This window comes from Paenibacillus sp. LT-B23, assembly GCF_059417685.1.
Genome location: NZ_JBSQBM010000038.1, coordinates 1 through 25,198 on the forward strand (window position 1 = coordinate 1; position 25,198 = coordinate 25,198).

Annotated in this window: 2 protein-coding genes; both read left to right on the forward strand. The window is 51.9% G+C overall.

Annotation, left to right across the window (positions count from 1 at the left end; translation table 11 throughout):
* Positions 1-16,162: non-ribosomal peptide synthase/polyketide synthase (locus tag ACWXW9_RS27870; RefSeq protein WP_494932036.1), on the forward strand; the 16,162-nt coding region annotated here is incomplete at its 5' end.
* A gap of 164 nt (positions 16,163-16,326) precedes the next feature.
* The coding region (locus tag ACWXW9_RS27875) for an amino acid adenylation domain-containing protein (protein ID WP_494932037.1) at positions 16,327-25,198 on the forward strand (8,872 nt) is incomplete at its 3' end.

Here is a 25,198-nt window from a genome sequence, read left to right on the forward strand (position 1 = left end):
TATCGAATATTTGGGCCGGATCGACCATCAGGTGAAAATCCGGGGGTACCGGATCGAGCTGGGCGAGGTCGAATCGCAGTTGTTGAAGGTGGAGTCGGTACGAGAAGCTGTAGTCATGGCCCGTGCAGATGAAACAGGGCAAAAACAAATGGTGGCGTACTACGTTGCCGGACAAGAGCTCGGAGCCAGCGAGCTGAGAAGTGAACTGGGCCGGGAGCTGCCAAGCTATATGGTGCCATCGTACTTTGTACAGCTGGAGCAGATGCCGCTGAGTCCGAACGGCAAAATCGACCGCAAGGCACTGCCAGCACCAGAAGGCAGCCTGCAAAGCGAAGCGGATTATGTCGCACCGCGGACGTGGGTGGAAGTGAAGCTGGCGCAAATTTGGCAGGATGTGCTGGGCTTGGCGCAGGTCGGTGTAAAGGAAAACTTCTTCGAGATTGGCGGACATTCGCTGCGTGCGACAACCCTGGCCTCGAAGATTCACAAGGAGCTGAACAAGCCGCTTCCACTGCGGAGTATTTTTGAAGCACCAACGATTGAACAACTGGCAGCGGTTCTGGAAAGTCTGGATCAAGTGGCGTACGCGTCCATTCCGGTAACGGAAGCTCGTGCCTTCTATCCGTTGTCCTCGGCGCAAAAACGACTGTATGTGCTGCATCAGTTCGACCCGAATGATGTGAACTACAACATGCCGTCCGTGCTGCAGGTGAGTGGTCCGCTGGACGTGAAACGAGTAGAAGACGTATTCCGTCAATTGATCGCTCGCCATGCGACCTTGCGTACCCGCTTTGAACTGGTGGACAGCGAGCCGATGCAATGGATTGAGGACACGGTGCCGTTCGAGGTGGAATATACGAAGGTACAGGCAGAGGATACGACTACTACGGATACGGACACGATGGTCAGCAAGGAAGCGCAAGAGCAGGTGCGGCGCTTTGTACGTCCGTTCGATCTGCAAGTCGCCCCGCTGCTGCGGGTAGGCTTGGTGGACCTGGGCGTACAAGGAGTGGAGCAAGAACCGCAGCATTTGCTCATGCTCGACATGCATCATATCGTTTCGGATGGTGTGTCTATGGAGGTACTGACCGATGAATTTGTCCGCTTGTATGACGGTGAAGAGCTGTCGCCATTGCGGATTCAGTACAAGGATTATGCGGTATGGCAGCAAAGCGAAGCTCATCAGGAGTGGATGCAGCGTCAGGAAGCGTACTGGCTCGACACCTTCCGAGGCGAACTGCCTGTGCTGGATCTGGCAACCGACTTTGCCCGTCCGGCGATGCAGAGTACAGCAGGGAATACGATCGAATTTGGACTGGAGCGTGAAGTTAGCGAACGTCTGAAAGAACTGGCGGCGCAAACAGGCTCCACGCTGTATATGGTGCTGCTGGCGGCGTACACCGCGCTCTTGCATAAATACACGGGCCAAGAGGACATCGTGGTTGGAACGCCGATTGCGGGAAGACCGCATGCGGAACTGGAGAGCCTGGTAGGTGTATTCATCAACACGTTGGCGATCCGCAATTATCCGTCTGGCGACAAATCGTTCCTTGATTATCTGCAAGAGGTCAAAGAGCATGCACTCAGTGCTTATGAGCATCAAGACTATCCTTTTGAAGAGCTGGTTGAGAAGCTCAATTTAACGCGGGATACAAGTCGGAATGCACTGTTTGACACGATGTTTGAGTTGAAAACATTGGAGCAGCAGGAGTTGCAGTTGGAAGGTCTTACTCTAAATTCATATCCGATGGAAAATAATACTGCCAAATTTGATCTGACCCTGGATGCAGTGGAGCAGCCGGAAGGTATTCTGTGCAGTCTGGAATACAGCACGGCGCTGTACAAGCCTGAAACCATTGTGCGATTGGCCAAGCATTTTACCGAACTTGTTCGTGCGATTACACTTGATCCGCAGCAGCCACTGGCAGCTTTGGATATGGTACCCGTCGAGGAAAAAGCACAAATCATCTACGGCTTTGGAGATGTGGGGGTATCGAATGTTGCTGCTGTTGAAGCAGGAGCCTTGTTCCATACCTTTGTGGAAGAACAGGCGCAGCTTGTACCGGATCACGTGGCGGTTGTGTACGAGGAGCAACAACTTACGTACCGTAAACTAAACGAGCGTGCGAACCAATTGGCTCGTAGATTGCGAAATGAAGGCATTGGTCGCGAGTCGATCGTCGGCATTTTGAGTGAACGCTCGGTAGACATGCTGGTCGGCGTACTGGCGGTGTGGAAGGCTGGAGGCGCATATGTGCCGCTGGATGCAGACTATCCGTCAGAACGTATTCGTTTCATGCTGGAGGACAGCGGTGCGACGGTACTGTTGACCCAAACAGGCTTGCAGGAGCGTGCGCAGGTATGGCTGGAGGCACGAGTAACTGGACTGTGCTTGCAGACTATGCTGGCGTTGGATGATGAGTCGCTGTACATCGGGGATACCACTGATATCGAACCTGTCAACGAACCGCAGGATCTGGCGTATGTGATCTATACCTCCGGTACAACGGGACGTCCGAAAGGGGTCATGATTGAGCATTGCAGCTTGGTGAATACGGCTGCGGCGTATCGCCGGGATTATCGTCTGAACCAGTTCCCGGTACGGTTGCTGCAATTGGCGAGCTTCTCCTTCGACGTATTCGTCGGGGATATCGCACGGGCGCTCTATAACGGCGGAACGATGGTCATTTGTCCGAAAGACGATCGGATTGATCTCAGCCGTCTGTATGGCTGGATTCACGATTATCAGATTACGGTGTTTGAATCGACACCAGCCCTGATCGTACCGTTCATGCAGCATGTGCATGAACAGGGGCTGGACATGAGCAGTCTGGAACTGCTGATCACCAGCTCGGATAGCTGCAACGTGGCGGATTACCGAGTGCTGCAAGAGCGGTTTGGTGCAGATACTCGTATTATTAACAGCTATGGTGTAACGGAAGCGGCGATTGACTCCAGCTTCTACGACGAAGAGCTATCGAAGCTGCCAAGCAGCGGCAGTGTGCCGATTGGCAAAGCGTGGCTGAACGCCCGTTTTTATATCGTGGACAGCCAGCTGAATCCGGTGCCTATCGGCGTACTGGGCGAGCTATGCATTGGCGGGACCGGGGTGGCACGGGGTTACCTGAACCGTGCCGACCTGACGGCCGAGAAATTCGTGGCAAATCCGTACGTGCCGGGTGAACGATTGTACCGCACAGGCGATTTGGCGCGGTGGATGCCGGACGGAAATGTGGACTTTATCGGCCGCATGGACTATCAAGTCAAAATCCGGGGCTACCGGATTGAACTGGGCGAGGTGGAAGCGCAGCTGTTGACCGTGGAAGGCATTCAGAAAGCCATGGTCACTGCCTGGGAAAACGAAGACGGAAACAAGGACCTGTGTGCGTATCTTGTAGCCTCAGAGGCGCTGAGTTTGCCGGATCTGCGCAAAGCGCTGCAGCCAAAGCTGCCGGGCTATATGATCCCGACGTATGTCGTACAACTGGATCATTTCCCGCTGACACCAAACGGAAAAATCGACCGCAAAGCGTTGCCTGCGCCGGAAGCGCGCTTGGGAGGCACGGAATACGTTGCGCCGCGGACATTGCTGGAAGAGCAACTGGTACGTGTCTGGCAAAGTGTACTGAATCATTCGCAGATAGGCATTAAGGATAACTTCTTTGAAGTGGGAGGACATTCTCTGCGCGCCACAACACTGGTGGCGAAAATTCATCAGGAGCTGCATCACAAGCTGGCGCTGCGAGATATTTTCCAATATCCGACGATTGAGCAATTGGTACAGGTGATGGGTGAACATCAGACACAGCAAACGTATGTATCCATACCTGTTGTGGAGGAGCGCGCATATTATCCAGTTTCCTCGGCGCAAAAACGGATGTATGTTTTGAGTCACCTGGAAGGTGGAGAGGTTAGCTACAACATGCCGGAAGCTTTGATTATTGAAGGTTCCCTGGATAAAACGCGACTGGAGCAAGCTTTCCGCCAGCTGATTGCCCGTCATGAAACCCTGCGAACCAGATTCGATATGGTGGATGGCGAGGTTGTTCAACGTATTGATCCAAGTGTCGAATTCAACGTGGAGTATGTGCAGGCAAGCGAAGAAGAGACACAGCAGTACGCACTGGACTTTGTACGTGCATTTGATCTCGCGCAAGCACCGTTGCTGCGGGTTCAGTTGGTGGAAAACGGACCGCAACGTCACGTTATGCTCTATGACATGCACCATATTATTTCGGATGGCGTTACTGAGGGAATCATCGTGCAGGAGCTCTCTCAATTGTATGCAGGCAAGGAGCTGCCGCCACTTCGCATCCAGTACAAGGACTATGCCGTTTGGCAGCATGCAGATATGCAAAGTGAACGTCTTCGTGAGCAAGAAGGCTATTGGCTGAAAACCATGGCTGGTGAAATTCCGGCGCTGGATATGCCAACAGATTTTGCAAGACCAGCCGTACAGCGTCTGGAAGGAGCTCGATTGGATTTTGCGATCAGCATGGAGGACAGTGAGCAGTTGAAACAGCTGGCCGCTCAAACCGGATCAACCTTGTACATGGTGTTGCTTGCAGCGTATAGCACGCTTTTGCATAAATATTCGGGGCAGGAGGACATTATCGTCGGAACGCCAATTGCCGGAAGACCACATGCGGAGTTGGATGGCCTGATAGGTGTATTCCTCAACACGTTGGCGATCCGCAATTATCCGTCTGGCGACAAAGCGTTCCTTGATTACCTGCAGGAGGTCAAAGAGCATGCGCTCAGTGCTTATGAGCATCAAGACTATCCTTTTGAAGAGCTGGTTGAAAAGCTGAATTTGACGCGGGATACGAGCCGAAATGCACTGTTTGACACGATGTTTGAGTTGAAAACATTTGAGCAGCAGGAATTGCAACTGGAAGGTCTGACCTTAAAGGCGTATCCGACGGAAAATAATACTGCCAAATTTGATTTGACTCTGGATGCAGTGGAGCAGCCGGAAGGTATTCTGTGCAGTCTGGAATACAGCACGGCGCTGTACAAGCCTGAAACCATCGAGCGGTTGGCCAAGCATTTTACCGAACTCGTTCGTGCCATTACACTTCATCCACAGCAGCCACTGGCATCTTTGGATATGGTAACCGTCGAGGAAAAAGCACAAATCATCTACGGTTTTGGAGATGTGGGAGTATCGGATGTTACTGCCGTTGAAGCAGGAGCCCTGTTCCATGCCATTGTGGAAGAACAGGCGCAGCTTGTACCGGATCACGTGGCGGTTGTGTACGAGGAGCAACAACTTACGTACCGCAAACTGAACGAGCGTGCGAACCAATTGGCTCGTAGATTGCGAAATGAAGGCATTGGACGCGAGTCGATTGTCGGCATCTTGAGCGAACGCTCGGTAGACATGCTGGTCGGCGTACTGGCGGTGTGGAAGGCTGGAGGCGCATATGTGCCACTGGATGCAGACTATCCGTCAGAACGTATTCGTTTCATGCTGGAGGACAGCGGTGCTACGGTACTGTTGACCCAAACAGGCTTGCAGGAGCGTGCGCAGGTATGGCTGGATGAAAACAAAGCAACATCCGAACCAGCAACAGGACTGCGTTTGCAGACTGTACTGGCGTTGGACGATGAGTCGCTGTACACCGGGGATATTGCGGATATCGAACATATCAATGAGCCGCAGGATCTGGCGTATGTGATCTACACCTCCGGAACAACGGGACGTCCGAAGGGAGTCATGATCGAGCATCGCAGCTTGGTGAATACGGCTGCGGCATATCGCCGGGATTACCGTCTGAACCAGTTCCCGGTACGATTGTTGCAGCTGGCGAGCTTCTCCTTTGACGTATTCGTTGGGGATATCGCACGGGCGCTCTATAACGGCGGAACGATGGTCATCTGCCCGAAAGACGACCGGATTGATCCAGGCCGTCTGTATAGCTGGATTCGCGATTATCAGGTTACGGTATTCGAATCGACACCGGCCCTGATCGTACCGTTCATGCAGCATGTGCATGAACAGGGGCTGGACATGAGCAGTCTGGAACTGCTGATCACCAGCTCGGATAGCTGCAGCGTGACGGATTACCGGGTGCTGCAAGAACGATTTGGCGCAGATACTCGGATTATTAACAGCTACGGCGTAACGGAAGCAGCGATTGACTCCAGCTTCTATGACGAAGAGCTATCGAAGCTGCCAAGCAGCGGCAGTGTGCCGATTGGTCAGGCGTGGCTGAACGCCCGCTTTTATATCGTGGACAGCCAACTGAATCCGGTACCTGTCGGCGTACTGGGCGAGCTGTGCATTGGCGGAGCCGGGGTGGCACGGGGATACCTGAACCGTGCCGACCTGACGGCCGAGAAATTCGTGGCGAATCCGTACGTGCCGGGTGAACGATTGTATCGCACGGGTGACTTGGCGCGGTGGATGCCGGACGGGAACGTGGACTTCATCGGCCGGATGGACTATCAGGTCAAAATCCGGGGCTACCGGATTGAACTGGGCGAGATCGAAACGGCGATTCAACGGGTGCCGGGTGTGCGTCAAGCGGTCGTGATCGACCGGACAGATGAGCGTGGGCACAAGTATTTGTGCGGCTATATCACGGGAGAAGCGGAGCTGCGGATCGAGGAGGTACAGGCCGAGCTGGAAGCAGGGCTGCCAGCGCACATGGTGCCAGCACGCTTGATGCGTCTGGAGACGATACCGCTGACGAGCAACGGCAAAATCGACCGCAAGGCCTTGCCGGAGCCGGAAGGAAGTATCCATACAGGTGCAGCCTATGTAGCACCGCGTACAACGGTCGAGCAGGTACTGGCTTCGGTATGGACCGGGGTGCTCGGCGTGGAAACGGTAGGCACGCAAGATAACTTCTTCGAGCTGGGCGGCGATTCGATCAAGGCGCTGCAGGTATCGTCCCGATTGCTGCAAGCAGGCTACCGACTGAACATGAAAGACCTGTTCAGCAATCCAACGCTGTCTGCATTGGCGCTGAAAATCCAATCTGTGACAAGATTGGCAGATCAGAGCGAAGTGGTGGGCGCTGTGAAGCTGACACCAGTTCAACAATGGTTCTTTGAGCAAAACCTGACGGATGCTCATTATCATAACCAGTCCATCATGCTGCATAGCAAGGAAGGTTTTGATGAAAAGGCATTGCGTACAGCGATGGAGCAAATTGTTAGCCATCACGACGCGCTGCGTACCATTTTCCGTCCTACCGATCACGGATACGAAGCATGGAGCCGTGCGATTGGTGAAGGTAAGCTGTACACGCTGGAACAGACGGACTTCCGCAATGAGACTGAGGTGTCTGCGGCCATTGAGGCCAAAGCGAATGAAATTCAAGCTGGAATTGATTTGAGTGAAGGACCGCTGGTGAAGCTGGGGCTGTTCCATTGCCCAGATGGAGATCATTTGCTGATTGCGATTCATCACTTAGTGGTGGACACCGTATCCTGGCGCATTTTGTTCGAGGATATTACGACAGCCTATGAGCAGGCATTGAACGGACAAGCGACTCGTCTTCCGTACAAAACGGATTCGTTCCGCACCTGGGCTGATGGACAATCTCAATATGCGAACGGTCAGGAAATTGCAGCGGAACTCGCATTCTGGCAAGAAATTGAACAGGGAATGTATGAGCCGCTTCCAAAAGACCAGCCACAGTCCTATTCCTTAAATAGGGACAGCGAGATCGTTACTGCCACGTGGACAGCTCAGGAAACGGAGCAACTGTTAAAACAGGCACATCGTGCCTACAACACGGATATGAATGATTTGCTGCTTACGGCATTGGGAATGACGATTCATCGCTGGGCTGGCATTGGACGAGTGCTCGTCAACCTGGAAGGTCATGGACGGGAATCCATTTTGCCAGAGCTGGATATTACTCGCACCGTTGGCTGGTTTACGACTCAATTCCCGGTTGTGCTGGATATGAGCGTGGGACAAGGCCTTTCACAGTGCATCAAAAATGTGAAAGAAGGGCTGCGTCGCATCCCGCAAAAGGGTATTGGCTACGGTATTTTGAGATACCTGTCCGCCGCACGTGAGCAAGAGCGTTTTGTAACCGAACCTGAAATCAGCTTTAACTATTTAGGACAATTTGATCAAGATATGCAAAATCAATCCATTGACATATCTCCTTACTCCAGCGGTGAAGAGCTTGGCGCACATGCAGCCAGATCGCACACGCTAGACATTAATGGAATGATTTCCGAGGGCGAACTGCAATTGACGATCAGCTACAGCAATCAGGAATATCGCCGTGAAACGATGGAGCAGCTAGCCGAGGAGTTCAGAACTAGCTTGCGGGAAATCATTGCGCATTGCGCAGGCCGCAAACAGCAGGAGCTGACTCCAAGCGATGTAATGCTTAAAAATGTAACCATGGCCGAGCTGGATCAATTGGTAGAGCAGACTCGTGACATTGGCGAACTGGAAAATGTATATGCGTTAACGCCGATGCAAAAAGGTATGTTGTTCCATAGTCTGATGGATGCAGAGTCAGGTGCTTATTTTGAACAAACGACATTTGATTTGCGCGGACGCTTCCAAGCGAATATTTTCCAAGATAGCTTGAATCATTTGGCGCAGCGGCATGAGATTTTTAGAGCTAATTTCTACAGTGGTTGGCAGGATGAGCCTGTGCAGGTCATTTTCCGCCGCAAGGATATTGGTTTCAAATATGAAGATCTGCGTCATTTGGATGAGCAGGAGCGTGACGCGTATGTGAAGGAATTTATTCGCAAAGACAAGGCCGCCGGATTCGATTTGTCCCGGGATGCATTGATGCGCGTGGCGATTTTACGAACAGGTGACGAGGATTATTATTTTGTGTGGAGCTCTCATCACATCTTGATGGATGGCTGGTGTGTGGCGTTGGTAACGGATGAGGTGTTTGAGGCTTATTTTGCAGCCGTCGAGCATAGAGAACCAAAGCTTGCCCCGGTTACTCCATACAGTCAGTATATTGAGTGGCTTGAAGCACAGGATGTAGAGGCTGCATCTTCATACTGGAATGATTATTTGCTCGACTATGATCAGCAAACTTCGATTCCGACCGGAAAAGTAGGAGTAAAGGCGGACGGTGCACAATTTGAGCATGTGCTGTGCGATCTGGGCAAGGATTTGACAGGCCGCATTGAAATGGTTGCCAAGCAGCACCACGTGACCACGAATACATTATTGCAAACGGCATGGGGCTTGCTGCTTCAAAAGTACAACGGTAGTGATGACGCTGTTTTTGGCGGCGTAGTGTCTGGTCGTCCGGCTGATATTTCGGGTATCGAAAATATGGTGGGCTTGTTCATTAACACCATTCCAGTACGTATCCGCAGTGGAACTGAGGATACATTTGCCGACATGATCAGAGCGAATCAGAAGCAGGCGCTGGCTTCTCAAGCTTATGAAACGTATCCGCTATATGAAATTCAAGCCTTAAGCGAGCAAAAGCAAAACCTGATCAACCACATTATCGTGTTCGAAAACTATCCGGTGGAGGAGCAGGTCGAGCAACTTGGCGAAGGTGCAGAATCGGATTTTGAAATTAGCAATGCAGGCATGATTGAACAAACCAACTATGATTTCAATTTGCTCGTCATTCCGCTGGAAGCGATGAAAATCCGATTTGAATACAATGCAAAGCTCTATGATCGTGAAGCCGTTGAACGGACTCAGGGCCATCTGGTGCAGCTGCTGGAGCAAGTGACAGCGAAGCCAGACATTCGAGTGCATGAGTTGGATGTTTTAAGTGAGCAGGAGCGCGAGCAAATTCTGGGCGTATGGGGAGATACAACCGTCAAGTATCCAAGCGAGCAAACGATCCATGGCTTGTTCGAAACACAAGCAGCGCAGACACCGGAGCAGGCAGCATTGTTCTTCGAAGGAGAGCAGTTGACCTATCGCGAGCTGAATGAACGCGCGACTCGTCTGGCTCGTACTCTGCGCAATCAAGGCGTGACGAAGGATCGCCTGGTGGGACTGATGACCGAGCGTTCGGTAGACTTGATCGTGGGTATCTTAGGCATTTTGAAAGCCGGGGGTGCATATGTTCCGATCGATCCGACGTATCCAGAAGAGCGTATCCGCTACATGCTGAATGACTCGGGGGCAGAGCTGTTGTTGACGCAAAGCCATCTGCTGGACAAAGCTGCTTTTAATGGCAACGTACTGGTGTTGGATGGGGCACAGGGTGTGTACCACGAGGATGGCTCCCATCTAGAGGCGTTGTCCGGTCCGAATGACCTTGCGTATGTGATTTATACGTCGGGTACGACGGGCCAGCCAAAGGGCGTCATGGTAGAACACCGTAATGTTGTACGTTTGGTGAAAAATACTAACTATGCGCAGTTGGATGCCGACACGCGCATTTTGCAGACAGGGGCTATTGTCTTCGACGCATCCACCTTTGAAATTTGGGGTGCGCTATTGAATGGTGGACAGCTGGTGCTGGTAAGTCAGGATGTCATTTTGGACGGGCCCAAGCTTAAGGAAGCTGTTCGCAATCATGGCATTACCACGATGTGGCTGACCGCGCCGCTCTTTAACCAGCTGTCCCAGCAGGATCTCGATCTGTTTGAGGGGGTACGGGAGCTGTTGGTCGGTGGTGATGTGCTGTCTGTACCGCATATTAACCGGGTAATGATAGCCCATCCGAACCTGCAGATTATTAACGGCTACGGTCCGACCGAAAATACGACCTTCTCTACAACACATGCGATTACTGGCGTGCAATCAGGATCGGTACCAATTGGCAGACCGATCCATAACTCGACGGCGTATGTCGTGGACCGTTCGATGCGGCTCCAGCCTATCGGCGTATGGGGAGAACTGATCGTGGGCGGTGACGGGGTGGCACGTGGATACCTCAACCGTCCGGATCTGACGGCCGAAAAGTTCATCGACAGCCCGTTCCGCAGCGGAGAACGCTGCTATCGCACAGGCGACCTAGTACGCTTGAATGTGGACGGGACCCTGGAATATAAGGGACGGATCGACGCACAGGTGAAAATTCGCGGCTACCGGATCGAGCTGGGCGAGGTAGAAACCCAGTTGCTGAAGCTGGAGGCGGTGCGAGAAGCTGTGGTCATCGCACGAGAAGATGAGCAAGGGCAGAAGCAGCTCTGCGCTTATGTGGTCACCGATGAGGAAGTTGTGGCAAGTGAGCTACGCAGCGCTTTAAGCCAGGAGCTGCCAGGCTACATGATGCCGTCATATTTCATCCACTTGGAGCAGGTGCCGCTGACACCAAACGGTAAAATCGACCGCAAAGCACTACCGGCACCAGAGGTCAGTCTGCAAAGCGGAGCGGATTATGTTGCACCGCGGACATGGGTGGAAGTGAAGTTGGCCCAAATTTGGCAAGATGTACTTGGATTGGAACAGGTTGGAGTGAAGGAAAACTTCTTTGAGATTGGCGGACATTCACTGCGGGCGACAACCCTAGTCTCGAAGATTCACAAGGAGCTGAATAAGTCGCTTCCATTGCGCAGTATTTTTGAAGCACCAACGATTGAACAACTGGCAGCCATTCTGGAACAGCTGGATCAAGTGAACTATGCATCCATTCCGGTGACGGAAGCCCGTGTATTCTACCCGTTATCCTCGGCGCAAAAACGACTGTATGTGCTGCATCAGTTCGACCCGAATGATGTGAACTACAACATGCCGTCGGTGCTGCAAGTGAGTGGTCCGCTGGATGTGAAACGAGTAGAGGACGCGTTCCGTCAACTGATCGCCCGCCATGCGACCTTGCGTACCCGCTTTGAACTGGTGGACAGTGAGCCGATGCAATGGATTGAGGACACGGTGCCGTTCGAGGTGGAATATACGAAGGTACAGGCAGAGGCTACGACTACGGACACGATGGTCAGCAAGGAAGCGCAAGAGCAGGTGCGGCGATTTGTCCGTCCGTTCAATCTGCAAGCTGCGCCGCTGCTGCGGGTAGGCTTGGTGGACCTGGGCGTACAAGGAGTGGAGCAAGAATCGCAGCATTTGCTCATGCTCGACATGCATCATATCGTTTCGGATGGTGTGTCTATGGAGGTACTGACCGATGAATTTGTCCGCTTGTATGAGGGTGAAGAGCTATCGCCATTGCGGATTCAGTACAAGGATTATGCGGTATGGCAGCAAAGCGAAGCCCATCAGGAGTGGATGCAGCGTCAGGAAGCGTACTGGCTCGACACCTTCCGGGGTGAGTTGCCTGTGCTGGATATACCTACGGACTTTGCCCGTCCGGCGGTACGCAGTACGGCAGGGGATACGGTCGTGTTCGGACTGGAGCATGAAGTTAGCGAACGCCTGAAAGAACTGGCGGCGCACACAGGCTCCACGCTGTATATGGTGCTGCTGGCGGCATACACTGCACTCTTGCATCAATACAGCGGACAAGAGGATATTGTGGTCGGCACGCCGATTGCAGGACGACCACATGCGGATCTGGAGCCGATCCTCGGGATGTTCGTCGGTACGTTGGCCTTACGGAACTATCCGACGGCGGAGCATACCTTCCGCAGCTACGTGGAAGAAGTGAAAGATCGTGCCCTGCAAGCATACGAACATCAGGACTATCCATTTGAGGAACTGGTGGAAAAGCTGAACGTGAAGCGGGATATGAGCCGCCATCCGCTGTTCGATACGATGTTTACGCTGCAAACCACGGAGGAAAGCGAATTGCAGCTGACAGACCTAAGCTTCCGTCCATACGGCTTGGAACAAACGCCAGTCAAGTTTGATTTGATGCTGGAAGCCAGAGAGGAAGAGGTAGGCATCCAGTTTGGATTGCAGTATGCAACCGCGTTGTATCAACGGGAAACCGTAGAACGGATGACACGTCACTTCATTCGTTTGGCCGAAGCCGTGGCAGCGAACCCGGATGCGAAGCTGGGCGAGCTGGAGCTGATTACAGCGGAAGAAACCGAGCGGATTCTGAAGGTGTTCAATGACCCGAACGCGCATAGCGTGCGTGGAATAGAACAAGGTCGCTCGCTCAGCGAACGATTTGAAGAGCAAGCGAAGCGCAGCCCTGATCGGGTAGCGGTCGTGTCCGGGGACACGGCGCTGACCTACGCCGAGCTGAACGAGCGTGCGAACCGATTGGCCCGTGTGTTACAAGCGGAAGGAGTCGATGCAGATCAACCGGTAGGCGTGTTACTGGAACGTTCTGCCGATATCCTGGTGAGCATTCTAGGAGTACTTAAGGCCGGAGGCGCGTATGTGCCAATGGATACCATGTATCCGCAGGAACGTATCGACTATATGCTCCAAGACAGCGGGGCAAAGGTCGTGATTACAAGCAGAGTCGCCAATCTCTCACTCAGCTTGCCATCCACAGTTCGAGCAGTAGTTCTTGACGATGAGAACGTTCAAGCTCAATTGGGAGCACAGGATGCGAGCAACCTAATCCCTGTGGCCCGCCCGCATAACCTGGCCTATATGATTTACACGTCAGGCACAACCGGTCAGCCGAAAGGTGTCATGATCGAGCAGGGCAGTGTCAGCAATCTGGTAGATGCTTTATTTGAGCGAGTATACAGCCGTTATGAACAGCCGCTTCATGTCGCATGGCTGTCGGCATTTGTATTTGACGCTTCGGTGAAGCAAATCTTTGCCAGCTTGTTATTAGGCCACACCTTGCATGTGGTATCCCGTGACGTCAGCCTGAGCGGGGAGCATTTGATCGCCTACTACCGAACGCACCGAATTGATCTGTCGGACGGCACACCTGCGCATCTGCATATTTTGAACGAAAGCGTCAGTGTGACGGAAGCGCCAGAAGTGAAGCATTACCTGATCGGCGGTGAAGCATTATCTGTACAACTGGTCAATGTGTTCCTGCACAAGTGGTCCGGGTACCGCCCGGTAATTACCAATGTGTATGGTCCGACCGAAACGACGGTAGATGCAACAGCTTATACGATTGAAGATGTAGAAGCCCTGAACGTGCTGCTGGAAAAAGGTGAACACACCGTATCCATCGGAACGCCGATAGCGAACCAGTCTGTGTACATCCTGAACAGCCAGCAGCAACTGGTGCCGATCGGTATCGCAGGTGAGCTCTATATCGGAGGTGCAGGTGTAGGAAGAGGATACCTGAACCTGCCGGAACTGACAGCAGAGAAGTTCATACCGAATCCGTTTGCCTCAGCTTCACTGGAAGCTGAACAAGCTCCAGATGCCCACATCCACCGGATGTACCGGACGGGCGACCTGGCCCGATGGCTTCCAGATGGAAGCATCGAGTATTTAGGCCGGATCGACCACCAGGTGAAAATCCGGGGGTACCGGATCGAGCTGGGCGAGGTGGAAGCACAGCTGCTGACCGTAGACGGCATTCAGAAAGCCGTGGTCACGGCATGGGAAAGCGAAGACGGACATAAGGACCTGTGTGCCTACATCGTAGCCACAGCACCGCTGAGTCTGCCGGAGCTGCGCAACGCGCTGCAGCCGAAGCTGCCGGATTACATGATCCCGACATATGTTGTACAACTGGATCGTTTCCAGCTGACCCCAAGCGGAAAAATTGACCGCAAGGCGTTGCCTGCGCCGGAAACGCGCCTCGAAGGTGGCATGGAGTATGTTGCGCCGCGGACACCGCTGGAAGTCAAGCTTGCTCAAATCTGGCAGGATGTATTGAAGCTGTCCAGCGTAGGAGTCACCGACTCATTCTTCGACATGGGTGGACACTCCCTGCGAGCAACAACGCTGGTGGCCAAAATCCATCAGGAACTGGACAGCCGGATTACACTGCGTGAGGTGTTCCAGCACATTACGATTGAGCAGCAGGCCCAGCTCATAGCTACGCACGGCACAGACACCTATACGGTGATCCCTGCGGCGGCGAAACAGGCCTACTACCCGGTTTCCTCGGCTCAAAAACGTCTGTACATTTTGAGCCATCTGGAAGGTGGGGATGTCAGCTACAACATGCCGGATGTGCTAACGGTGGAAGGACCGCTTCAGGCAGATCGACTGGAGGAAGCATTCCGTCAGTTAATAGCCCGCCATGAAACGTTGCGGACTTCCTTTGAAATGGTGGAAGGCGAGGTCGTTCAGCGGGTTTACGATCAGGTTGAGTTTGCAGTAGAGCGCCTGCAGGTTAGTGAATCTGAAGCCGAAGCGTATATCGAATCCTTTGTACGCAGCTTTGATCTTCGGCAGGCACCACTGCTGCGTGTCCGGATCATTCAAACGGGACCAGAGCGCCATTTCCTGATGTACGACATGCACCATATTATTTCAGACGGTGTATCGTCTAACAATATCGTGCAGGAACTGGTACAGCTGTACGAGGGACAGGAATTGGAGCCGCTGCCGATTCAGTACAAGGACTATGCCGTGTGGCAGCAGCAGGAAATGCAGCGTGAGTCATATCAACGCCGGGAACACTTCTGGCTGGAGCATTTAGCCGGAGAATTACCGGTACTGGATTTGCCGATTGCTTATCCAAGACCTGCTGTTCGCAGCTTCGAGGGTGTGCTGTATGAATTTACAGTTGACCCGAATGTATCCGAACAACTGCACCGAATGGCGGCACAGACCGGAAGTACGTTGTACATGGTGCTATTGAGCGCCTACACCGTTCTGCTGTCCAAATACAGCGGTCAGGACGATTTGATCATCGGTACTCCGGTAGCAGGCCGCTTGTTGCCTGAGTTGGAGCCACTTATCGGAATGTTCGTCAATACGCTAGCCATCCGGCATCAGCCGAAGGGCAACCAAACGTTCCACAACTACTTGCTGGAAGCCAGAGATCGTACGCTGCAAGCCTTCGAGCATCAGGATTATCCACTGGAAGAGTTAGTGGAAAAGCTGGATGTAGCACGGGATACAAGCCGTAACCCATTGTTTGACACCATGTTTGCACTGGAAAATACGGAGTCGCAGGAAGCGAAGCTTGAGACCCTGTCCTTCAGTCCGTATGTTCGGGAGCATCGTATCTCCAAATTTGATTTGACCTTGTCCATGAGTGATGAAGACGGGGTGATCAAGGGTTCCTTTGAATATTGCACGAAGCTGTTTGGGGCAGAGGCGATTGAACGATTAACGGAAGATTTGATAGCGATTCTGTCACAGGTTGGGGCAAACCCGGATCTGCTGTTAAGCGAAATTCAGGTGAACTCGGGCGAGCAGCCGGAAGGCTTCTCACCGGATTCCATCGACTTTGTTTTCTAAATCATTTTCTAAAATGCAATGATTTCACTTTGCATGTGCAGAGGGCGGCGATTTGTCCGCCTGCCCTTGCCTGCAAAGTATTATTTTTCCGACACAACGCTCATCTACGTAACAACGCACCATTCCAACCGGGGTACAGACCCCATAAAGCAGGAGGGATGTCATTGAAAGCCTTATTTGAGAAGGAAAAAAATTACTGGAGTCATAAGCTGGAATCCGAGGATCATATCATCTGCCTTCCATACACCAACAACATGTCCAAGGATGCAATTGTAACGAATTTAAATTCCCTTACGTACACGCTCACTTTTCCATCTGAAATTTCCGGGCGAATATTGTCTATAACAGGTGGCGCTCCATGGGCAGTGTTTATGGTTCTGCTTGCTGGAGTAGAAAGTCTGTTACATAAGTACACAGGTGAGGAACGTGTGCTGCTGGGCATTCCGGTAGCCAAGTCTGGCAACGGTGCTACAAAGCCGATCAATCATCTGCTTATACTGAAAAACACACTGGATTCCACAACGACCTTCAAAGCCTTGCTGTCTCAAATCAAAACCTCTGTCAGCGAAGCGATTGAGCACCAAAATATACCTTTTTGGAACTATACCGAGGGGCTTGAAATTCCACGTAACGAGGATGAAAAGCCTCTGATTTACACCACGGCGTCTATGCAAAATATCCATATTCCTGATTTTTCGAATTATGTACAGTCTGAGCTGGATTTGCAATTTCAGTGGGAAAATGCAGCGGTTTCCCTGAACGTGAAGTACAGCAGCGACCGTTATAACGAGGCGACGATTGAACGCTTTGTTGAGCAGCTGTTGCGGTTGTACAGCGTTGTTCTGCATCAGCCAGAACTGGAGATTTCCGCAGCACAACTGCTGTCAGAGCAAGAAGTGGAGCAACTGCTTCATACCTTCAACGATACAGCTGTGGATTATCCACGTCATGCGTCCATTCATGAATTGTTCCAGAAACAGGTGAAGCAGGTCCCACAGCAGGTGGCGGTAGTGTTCGGAAAAGATAGCCTAACCTATGGAGAATTGAATGAAAAGGCCAACCGTCTGGCTCATACATTACGTAAGCAAGGGATCTGCACCGAGCAGACTGTCGGCATTGTGGCTGAACGCTCGATTGAGATGATCATCGGTATGCTTGCAATTCTCAAAGCAGGCGGAGCATATGTGCCGATTGACTCCGATTACCCGAATGAGCGCGTACGCTATTTGCTGGAGGATTCTGGTGCTAACATACTGCTCGTACAGCGAATGGAGCATCGGCCCGTTGATTTTAAGGGAACTGTGCTCGACCTGAGCGATTCCGCAATTTATGGAACGGATGATGCTGATCGATACGATCCTGTTTTGCCGAATGATCACGGGACGTATACTGACACGACTGACATGGGATACGTAGATTTCTTGAATCCACTCTACTCCATTTCCGCTAGTCCTGAGCTTGCTTCTACTACAACCACACAACCAGAAATTCTACAACCAGAAGTTACACAATCAGAACAAGTGGAGGCAACCGCTGCTGATCGTTTGGCCTACATCATGTACACCTCTGGGACAACCGGCCAGCCCAAAGGGGTTATGGTGGAACACCGAAATGTCGTCCGTCTGGTGAAAAATACAAACTACGCGCAATTGAATGCCGATACGCGTATTTTGCAGACCGGGGCCGTTGTCTTTGACGCGTCCACCTTTGAAATTTGGGGTGCGCTATTGAACGGTGGACAGCTGGTGCTGGTGAGTCAGGAGGTCATTTTGGATGCGTCCAAGCTCAAGGAAGCGGTCCGCAGCCACGGCATTACCACGATGTTTCTGACCACACCGCTCTTTAACCAGTTGTCCCAGCAGGATCTGGCGCTGTTCGAGGGGATACGGGAGCTGCTGGTTGGCGGGGATGTGATGTCCGTTCCACATATGAACCGGGTGCTGGAGGCTCATCCTTCCCTGCGGATCAGTAACATCTATGGACCGACCGAAAATACGACCTTTTCCACCATGCATGCGATCACCGGTGTGCAATCCGAATCGGTGCCGATTGGCCGCCCAATCCCTAACTCAACGGCGTATGTCGTGGATCGCTCGATGCAGCTCCAGCCTGTCGGGGCGTGGGGTGAGTTGATCGTCGGCGGTGACGGGGTGGCCCGTGGATACCGGAATCGCCCAGACCTGACAGCAGAAAAGTTCATCGACAGCCCGTTCCGTAGCGGAGAACGCTGCTATCGCACAGGCGACCTGGTGCGCTGGAATGCGGACGGGACGCTGGAATACAAGGGACGGATCGACGCCCAGGTGAAAATCCGGGGTTATCGGATCGAGCTGGGCGAGGTGGAAGCGCAGCTGTTAAAGCTGGAGTCGGTGCGAGAAGCGGTCGTGATTGCACATGAGGATGAGCAGGGGCAAAAGCAGCTCTGTGCTTATGTGGCGACCCATGAGGAAGTAACAGCAAGTGAGCTGCGCAGCGCTTTGAGCCAGGAACTGCCGGGCTACATGGTGCCGTCGTATTTTGTACAGCTGAAGCAATTGCCACTGACACCGAACGGCAAGGTGGATCGGCGGGCGCTGCCGCAGCCGGAGGGAAGTATAAGCTCAGGCGCAGAATATGTACCTCCTCAAAATCAATTACAAGTACAACTGGCGAGTATCTGGAAAGATGTGCTGGAGCTTGAGCGCATTGGGATTAAGGATAACTTTTTTGAAGCAGGAGGGCACTCGCTGCGAGCGACACATGTCATATCGCTTATTCATAAGGAATTGCATAAAAATGTACAGCTAAAGGACCTGTTTCAGCACCCGACGATTGAACAGCTTGCACATGTTATTGAAGCGCTGGAGCAAACCGCCTATGAATCCATACCTGTTACGGAGAAAAAGCCATTTTATGCGGTATCCTCGGCACAAAAACGGATGTATATCCTCCATCAGCTTGATGGAGCGGGAATTAGCTATAACATTCCTGGTGCTCTGACACTGACAGGTTCACTTGATCATAAGGCACTGGACAATGCGTTCCGCCAGCTTATTGACCGCCATGAAACATTGCGTACCAGCTTTGAGACCATGAACGGTGAACCTGTCCAGCGAGTACATGACGAGGTTCCTTTCCGTATGGAGTTGATTCATGCCCACGGAGCTGACCCAAAGGAGACGGACGAACTGGTACGCGACTTTGTCCAGCCGTTCGATCTTGGACAGGCTCCGCTTTTCCGAGTCGGTTTGATTGAAACAGATCCAGAGCATCATATTTTGCTGCTGGATATGCATCACATCATCTCGGACGGTACCTCTATAAATGTGATGATTCAGGACTTCATCCATTTATATACAGGTTACACGCTGCCACCGCTGCGCATTCAGTATAAGGACTACGCCGCCTGGCAACAGGAGCAGCAGCAAAGTGAACGCTATCGGCAGCAGGAAAGCTACTGGCTGAATACCTTCGCAGGAGAGCTACCCGTGCTGGATATACCAACCGATTATCCACGTCCGGCGACGAGAAGCTTTGAAGGAGATGTGCTGGAATTTACACTCGATCAACGGCAGAGCGAAGGTTTAAAAAGCATCGCAAAGCAGACGGAATCGACATTATATATGGTGCTGCTGGCAGCTTATACGACTTTGCTTAGCCACTACAGCGGGCAGGAGGATATTATCGTCGGTTCACCGATTGCGGGGCGGCCCCATGCTGATCTTGGTAGCCTGATCGGGATGTTTGTGAATACACTGGCAATCCGCAATGTTCCGGAAGGGGGTAAGACATTCCGCGATTATGTATTGGAGGTCAAGGAAAACGCGCTGAAGGCGTTTGAACATCAGGATTATCCGTTTGAAGAGCTGGTGGACAAGCTGGGCGTGGATCGAGATTTAAGCCGTAATCCGTTATTTGATACCATGTTTGCTCTGCAAAATTTGGAGCAAAAGGAGCAGCAACTGGAAGGCTTGCAATTGACACCCTATCCGAGTGAACAAAATACTGCAAAATTTGATTTGAGTCTGTTCGCGATGGAGGATGGGGAGCAAATTGCCTGCGGTCTTCAATACGGAACCCGACTGTACAAACGGGAAACCATCGAACGACTGGCTGTACATTTGCAGCAGCTTATCCATGCGGTGATAGAACAGCCGGATATCGCTCTTTCGGCTATTGAAATGGTTTCGTACCAAGAAAAAGAGCAGATTGTAATGCAATTCAACGATACAGTAGCAGACTATCCGTATCCACGTGATCAAGTGCTGCATGTGCTGTTCGAGGAACAGGCAGCACAATCACCGGATCGGCTGGCCCTCACCTTTGGGGACACACAGCTCACCTACCGCGAACTGAAGGAACGCTCCGACCGTCTGGCACGTATACTCGCTTCCCATGGGATACGGCGTGGCTCCGAGCCAGAGATACAGCGAGTAGGGATTATGGCGGAGCGCTCCATTGAAATGATCGTGGGTATGCTGGCGATTTTGAAGGCCGGAGGGGCTTACGTTCCCATTGATCCCGAATATCCTGAGGAGCGTATCCGTTATTTACTGGAGGATTCCAGTACTCGGCTGTTACTTTCACAGCGACGTGAGCAGGTTCCTTTTGAACCAGGTATTCCGATCATAGATTTGAGTGATGAACAACGATGGAGTAGCGAATCTGAACTTTACGCTCATGTGGATGAATCTGCTGCTGTTCCAATGGAGGGATCTTCCTCGGATCTTGCGTATGTGATCTACACCTCTGGTACGACAGGCAAGCCGAAGGGCGTGATGATCGATCACCGTAATGTCGTGCGTTTGGTGAAAAACAAAAGCTACGCCACGCTTGACGAAAATACGCGTATGCTACAAATGGGTGCCGTGGTGTTCGATGCCTCCACGTTTGAAATCTGGGGAACGCTGCTGAACGGGGGTCAACTGTATCTGGTAAGTCATGACACTATTTTGGACGCCGCCAAGCTCAAACAGGCGATTGACAAGTATCATATTAGCACCATGTTCATGACCACGGCTTTATTCAATCAGCATTCACAGCAAGACATTGGAGTGTTTGCCTCCCTGAAGGAATTGCTCGTGGGTGGTGATGTATTGTCCATACCCCACGTCAACCGCGTGCTGAAGGAGTACCCGCAGCTTCGTTTGGCCAATATTTATGGGCCGACGGAGAACACCACCTTTTCCACCATCTATGACATTACAGAACCGCAAACCCAAGCTATTCCCATTGGGCGTCCGATTGATCATTCGACCGCGTATGTGGTCAATCGTTCGTTGAAGCTGCAGCCGATCGGAGCCTGGGGGGAACTGATCGTCGGTGGTGACGGTGTGGGACGTGGATATCTGAATCGGCCGGAGCTCACGGCGGAAAAGTTTATAGAAAGTCCGTTCCGGCCCGGGGAGCACTGCTATCGTACAGGGGATTTAGTGCGTTGGCGTGCAGATGGCGTGTTGGAGTACAAGGGAAGAATGGATGAGCAGGTCAAAATTCGCGGCTACCGCATTGAGCTGGGTGAAATAGAAACCCGTTTGTCCACGATTGCAGGAGTGAAGGAATCGATTGTTACCGTACGGCAGGATGATAACGGGCAAAAACAGTTGTGTGCTTATTTTGTAACAGACAGCGAATTGAGCGCCAGTGACTTACGTAACGTTTTGTCGCAGGATCTGCCTGGCTATATGGTGCCTTCCTATTTTGTGCAACTTTCCAGACTGCCTTTGACGCTGAATGGTAAAGTAGACCGCAGGGCCCTGCCTGCACCGGAGCAAAACGTTGATACAGGCATGGATTATGTAGCACCCGAGACGGATGTTCAGCAAGCACTGGCTACCGCCTGGGGGGCAATTCTTGGGATTCAGCGAGTGGGCATACAGGATAACTTTTTCCATCTGGGTGGCGACTCCATCAAGGCCATTCAAGTGTCGTCCCGATTGTTTCAGGCTGGATACAAGCTGGAGATGAAGGACTTGTTCAAATACCCGACGATTGCGGGACTAAGCAAATTTATTCAGCCTGTTAACCGAATAGCAGAGCAGGGAGAGGTTACGGGATCTGTTTTGCTTACACCGATTCAGCGCTGGTTTTTTGAACAGCCAACGGCAGAGCCGCACTATTTTAACCAATCTGTCATGCTCTATCGACAAGAAGGCTACGATGAACAGGCACTTCGGCAGGCGCTCCATCAGATTACAGCGCACCATGATGCATTGCGTATGGTTTTTCGTTCGTCGGAGAACGGGTATACGGCATGGAATCGTGGTATAGAGGAAGGCGAACCATACCATCTGGAAATCTTTGGTTATAGGGACAGCGACGTAAATGAGGGCGATTTGGCGAAGATGATTGAAGCCAAATGTAATGAAATTCAATCCGGCATTTCCCTAAGCGAAGGGCCGCTCATGAGGCTAGGGCTGTTCCGTTGCCCGGATGGAGATCATCTGCTGGTCGTGATTCACCATTTGGCGGTGGACGGGGTATCCTGGCGCATTTTATTCGAGGATTTGGCGACTGCTTATGATCAAGCCTCCAAGGGAGAGCAGGTGATTCAGTTGCCTCATAAAACGGATTCGTTCCAAACGTGGGCCCAGCAGTTGTACGCTTATGCCAATAGCCCAGCCATGGAACGTGAACGCTCGTACTGGGAGGAGCTTGCACAAGCCGAGTTGGCTCCCTTGCCGCAGGATTATGGGCATCATGAGCACGAAAAGCCGTTGATTGGTGACAGTGAGTCGGTTACCGCTGTATGGACAAGTGCGGAGACAGAGCAGCTACTGAAGCAGGCCAATCGTGCCTACCACACGGAGGTTAATGATCTGTTGCTGACGGCAGTAGGGATGGCATTGCAAGCGTGGAGCGGATATGAGCGTTTCCTGATTCATCTGGAGGGGCATGGACGCGAAGCTATTTTACCTGAGGTAGACATTACCCGAACCATAGGGTGGTTTACAAGCCAATATCCTGTTTTGCTTAATATGCCGGAAGAAATTGCTCTTTCGCAACGGATTAAGCATGTGAAGGAAGGACTGCGCGGCATCCCGCAAAAAGGGATCGGCTACGGTGTACTGAAATATTTAGCCGACCGCCAGACACAGGCACCGGAGGCATCTCCAGCCCTATTTACGACAGATCCCGAAATCAGCTTTAACTATTTGGGACAGTTCGATCAGGATATGAAAGGGAACGACTTGCAATCATCCTCATATGGGGGTGGGATGCCGCTGAGCCCGACCATGGCTCGGACGTATACGCTGGATTTTGGCGGCATCATTTCGGGAGGTCAGTTGGGTCTGACGATTAGCTATAGCCGTACCTGCTATCGACCGGAGACGATAGAGCGATTGGCGAAATTACTGGAATCGAGTCTGCGTGAAATTTTGACGCACTGCATTCATAAAGAACACCCGGAGCTGACCCCAAGTGATATTTCCTATAAAGGAATGAGTGTGGAGGGCTTGGACAGCCTGTTATCTGAAATGGGTGCTGCGGGTGAGGTCGACAATGTATATGCACTGACCCCGATGCAAAAAGGGATGCTATTTCACAGCCAGCTGGATAGTCAAGCAGCCGCGAATGACGCGTATTTTGAGCAGGTTTCTTATGATATGCGAGGTCGGATGGACATTCAGGCTTTTGCAGAAAGCCTGAATATTCTGGTTCGGCGACATGAGGCGCTGCGTACACATTTTTATTTTGGCCGGGATACGGAACCGTTGCAGGTGGTGTATCGAAGTCGGGATTGCGGCTTTCAATATGAAGATTTACACAATCTGGATGTGGATACAAGGGATACCTGGGTGAAAAGCTTCGAGTTGGAAGATAGAGCACGGGGCTTTGATCTGCGTCGGGATGTCCTGCTGCGTGTAGCGATTTTACGTACCGGAGAAGACAGCTATCATTTTGTATGGAGCTTCCATCATATCGTCATGGACGGCTGGTGTCTGTCCCTTATAAATAAAGAAGTGTTTGAAAGCTATGCAGCACTTCAGGAGGGCAGAGTGCCAGAGTTGGCACCGGCAGTGCCGTACAGCAGCTATATTGAATGGCTGGAAGCACAGGATCGCAAGGCGGCAGCCGACTACTGGAGCAGCTATTTATCCGGGTATGAGCAGCAAACAGCACTACCAGCTATAAAATCCGGTCGAAAGAGTGAAGGCTACAAGGCCAGCGATTGGGCGACGGATTTGGAGCGTGAGCTGACCCTCCGGGTGGAGGAGACGGCTAAGCGGTATCAGGTGACCATGAATACGTTATTACAAACCGCATGGGGGATTGTGCTGCAAAAATATAACAACCACAGTGATGTCGTATTTGGCAGTGTTGTCTCAGGTCGTCCATCGGATATTATCGGGGTCGAGGATATTATCGGCTTGTTCATTAATACCATTCCCGTTCGCATCCGCTGCGAGGCAGGGGAATCTTTTGCAGAAGTTATGAAGAAAATGCAAGAGCAGGCGCTGGCTTCTCATGCATATGATACGTATCCACTGTTTGAAATTCAGGCATTGACCGACCAGAAGCAGGATTTAATTAACCATATTATGGTGTTTGAAAATTATCCGGTGGAGGAGCAGGTCGAGGAACTGGGAATTGACGGGCAGGAACCATTCCCGATTTCCAACGTGGTGGCTGCAGAGCAGACCAACTACGAACTGAACCTCGTCGTTATGCCGGGAGAATGCATAAAGATTCGTTTTATGTATAACGCGTTAAGCTTTGATCAAACAGACATTGAGCGTCTGCATAGACATTTTGTGAACCTGTTGGAGCAAGTTTTGCTTAACCCGAATGTTTGCGTAGAAGAGCTGGAACTGGTTACAGCGGCGGAAAAACAACAAATTACAGGAGAGTTTAATGACACTGCCTCTGCATATCCAAGCAATCACACGATCCAAAAACTGTTTGAGGAGCAGGCAGAGCGCACGCCGGATCATATTGCTGTAGCTTTGGGTCATCAATCATTGACCTATCGAGAACTCAATGAGACGGCCAACCGTCTTGCACGTACCCTGCGTGCGGAAGGCGTTGAACCGGATCAGCCGGTAGGCATTTTAG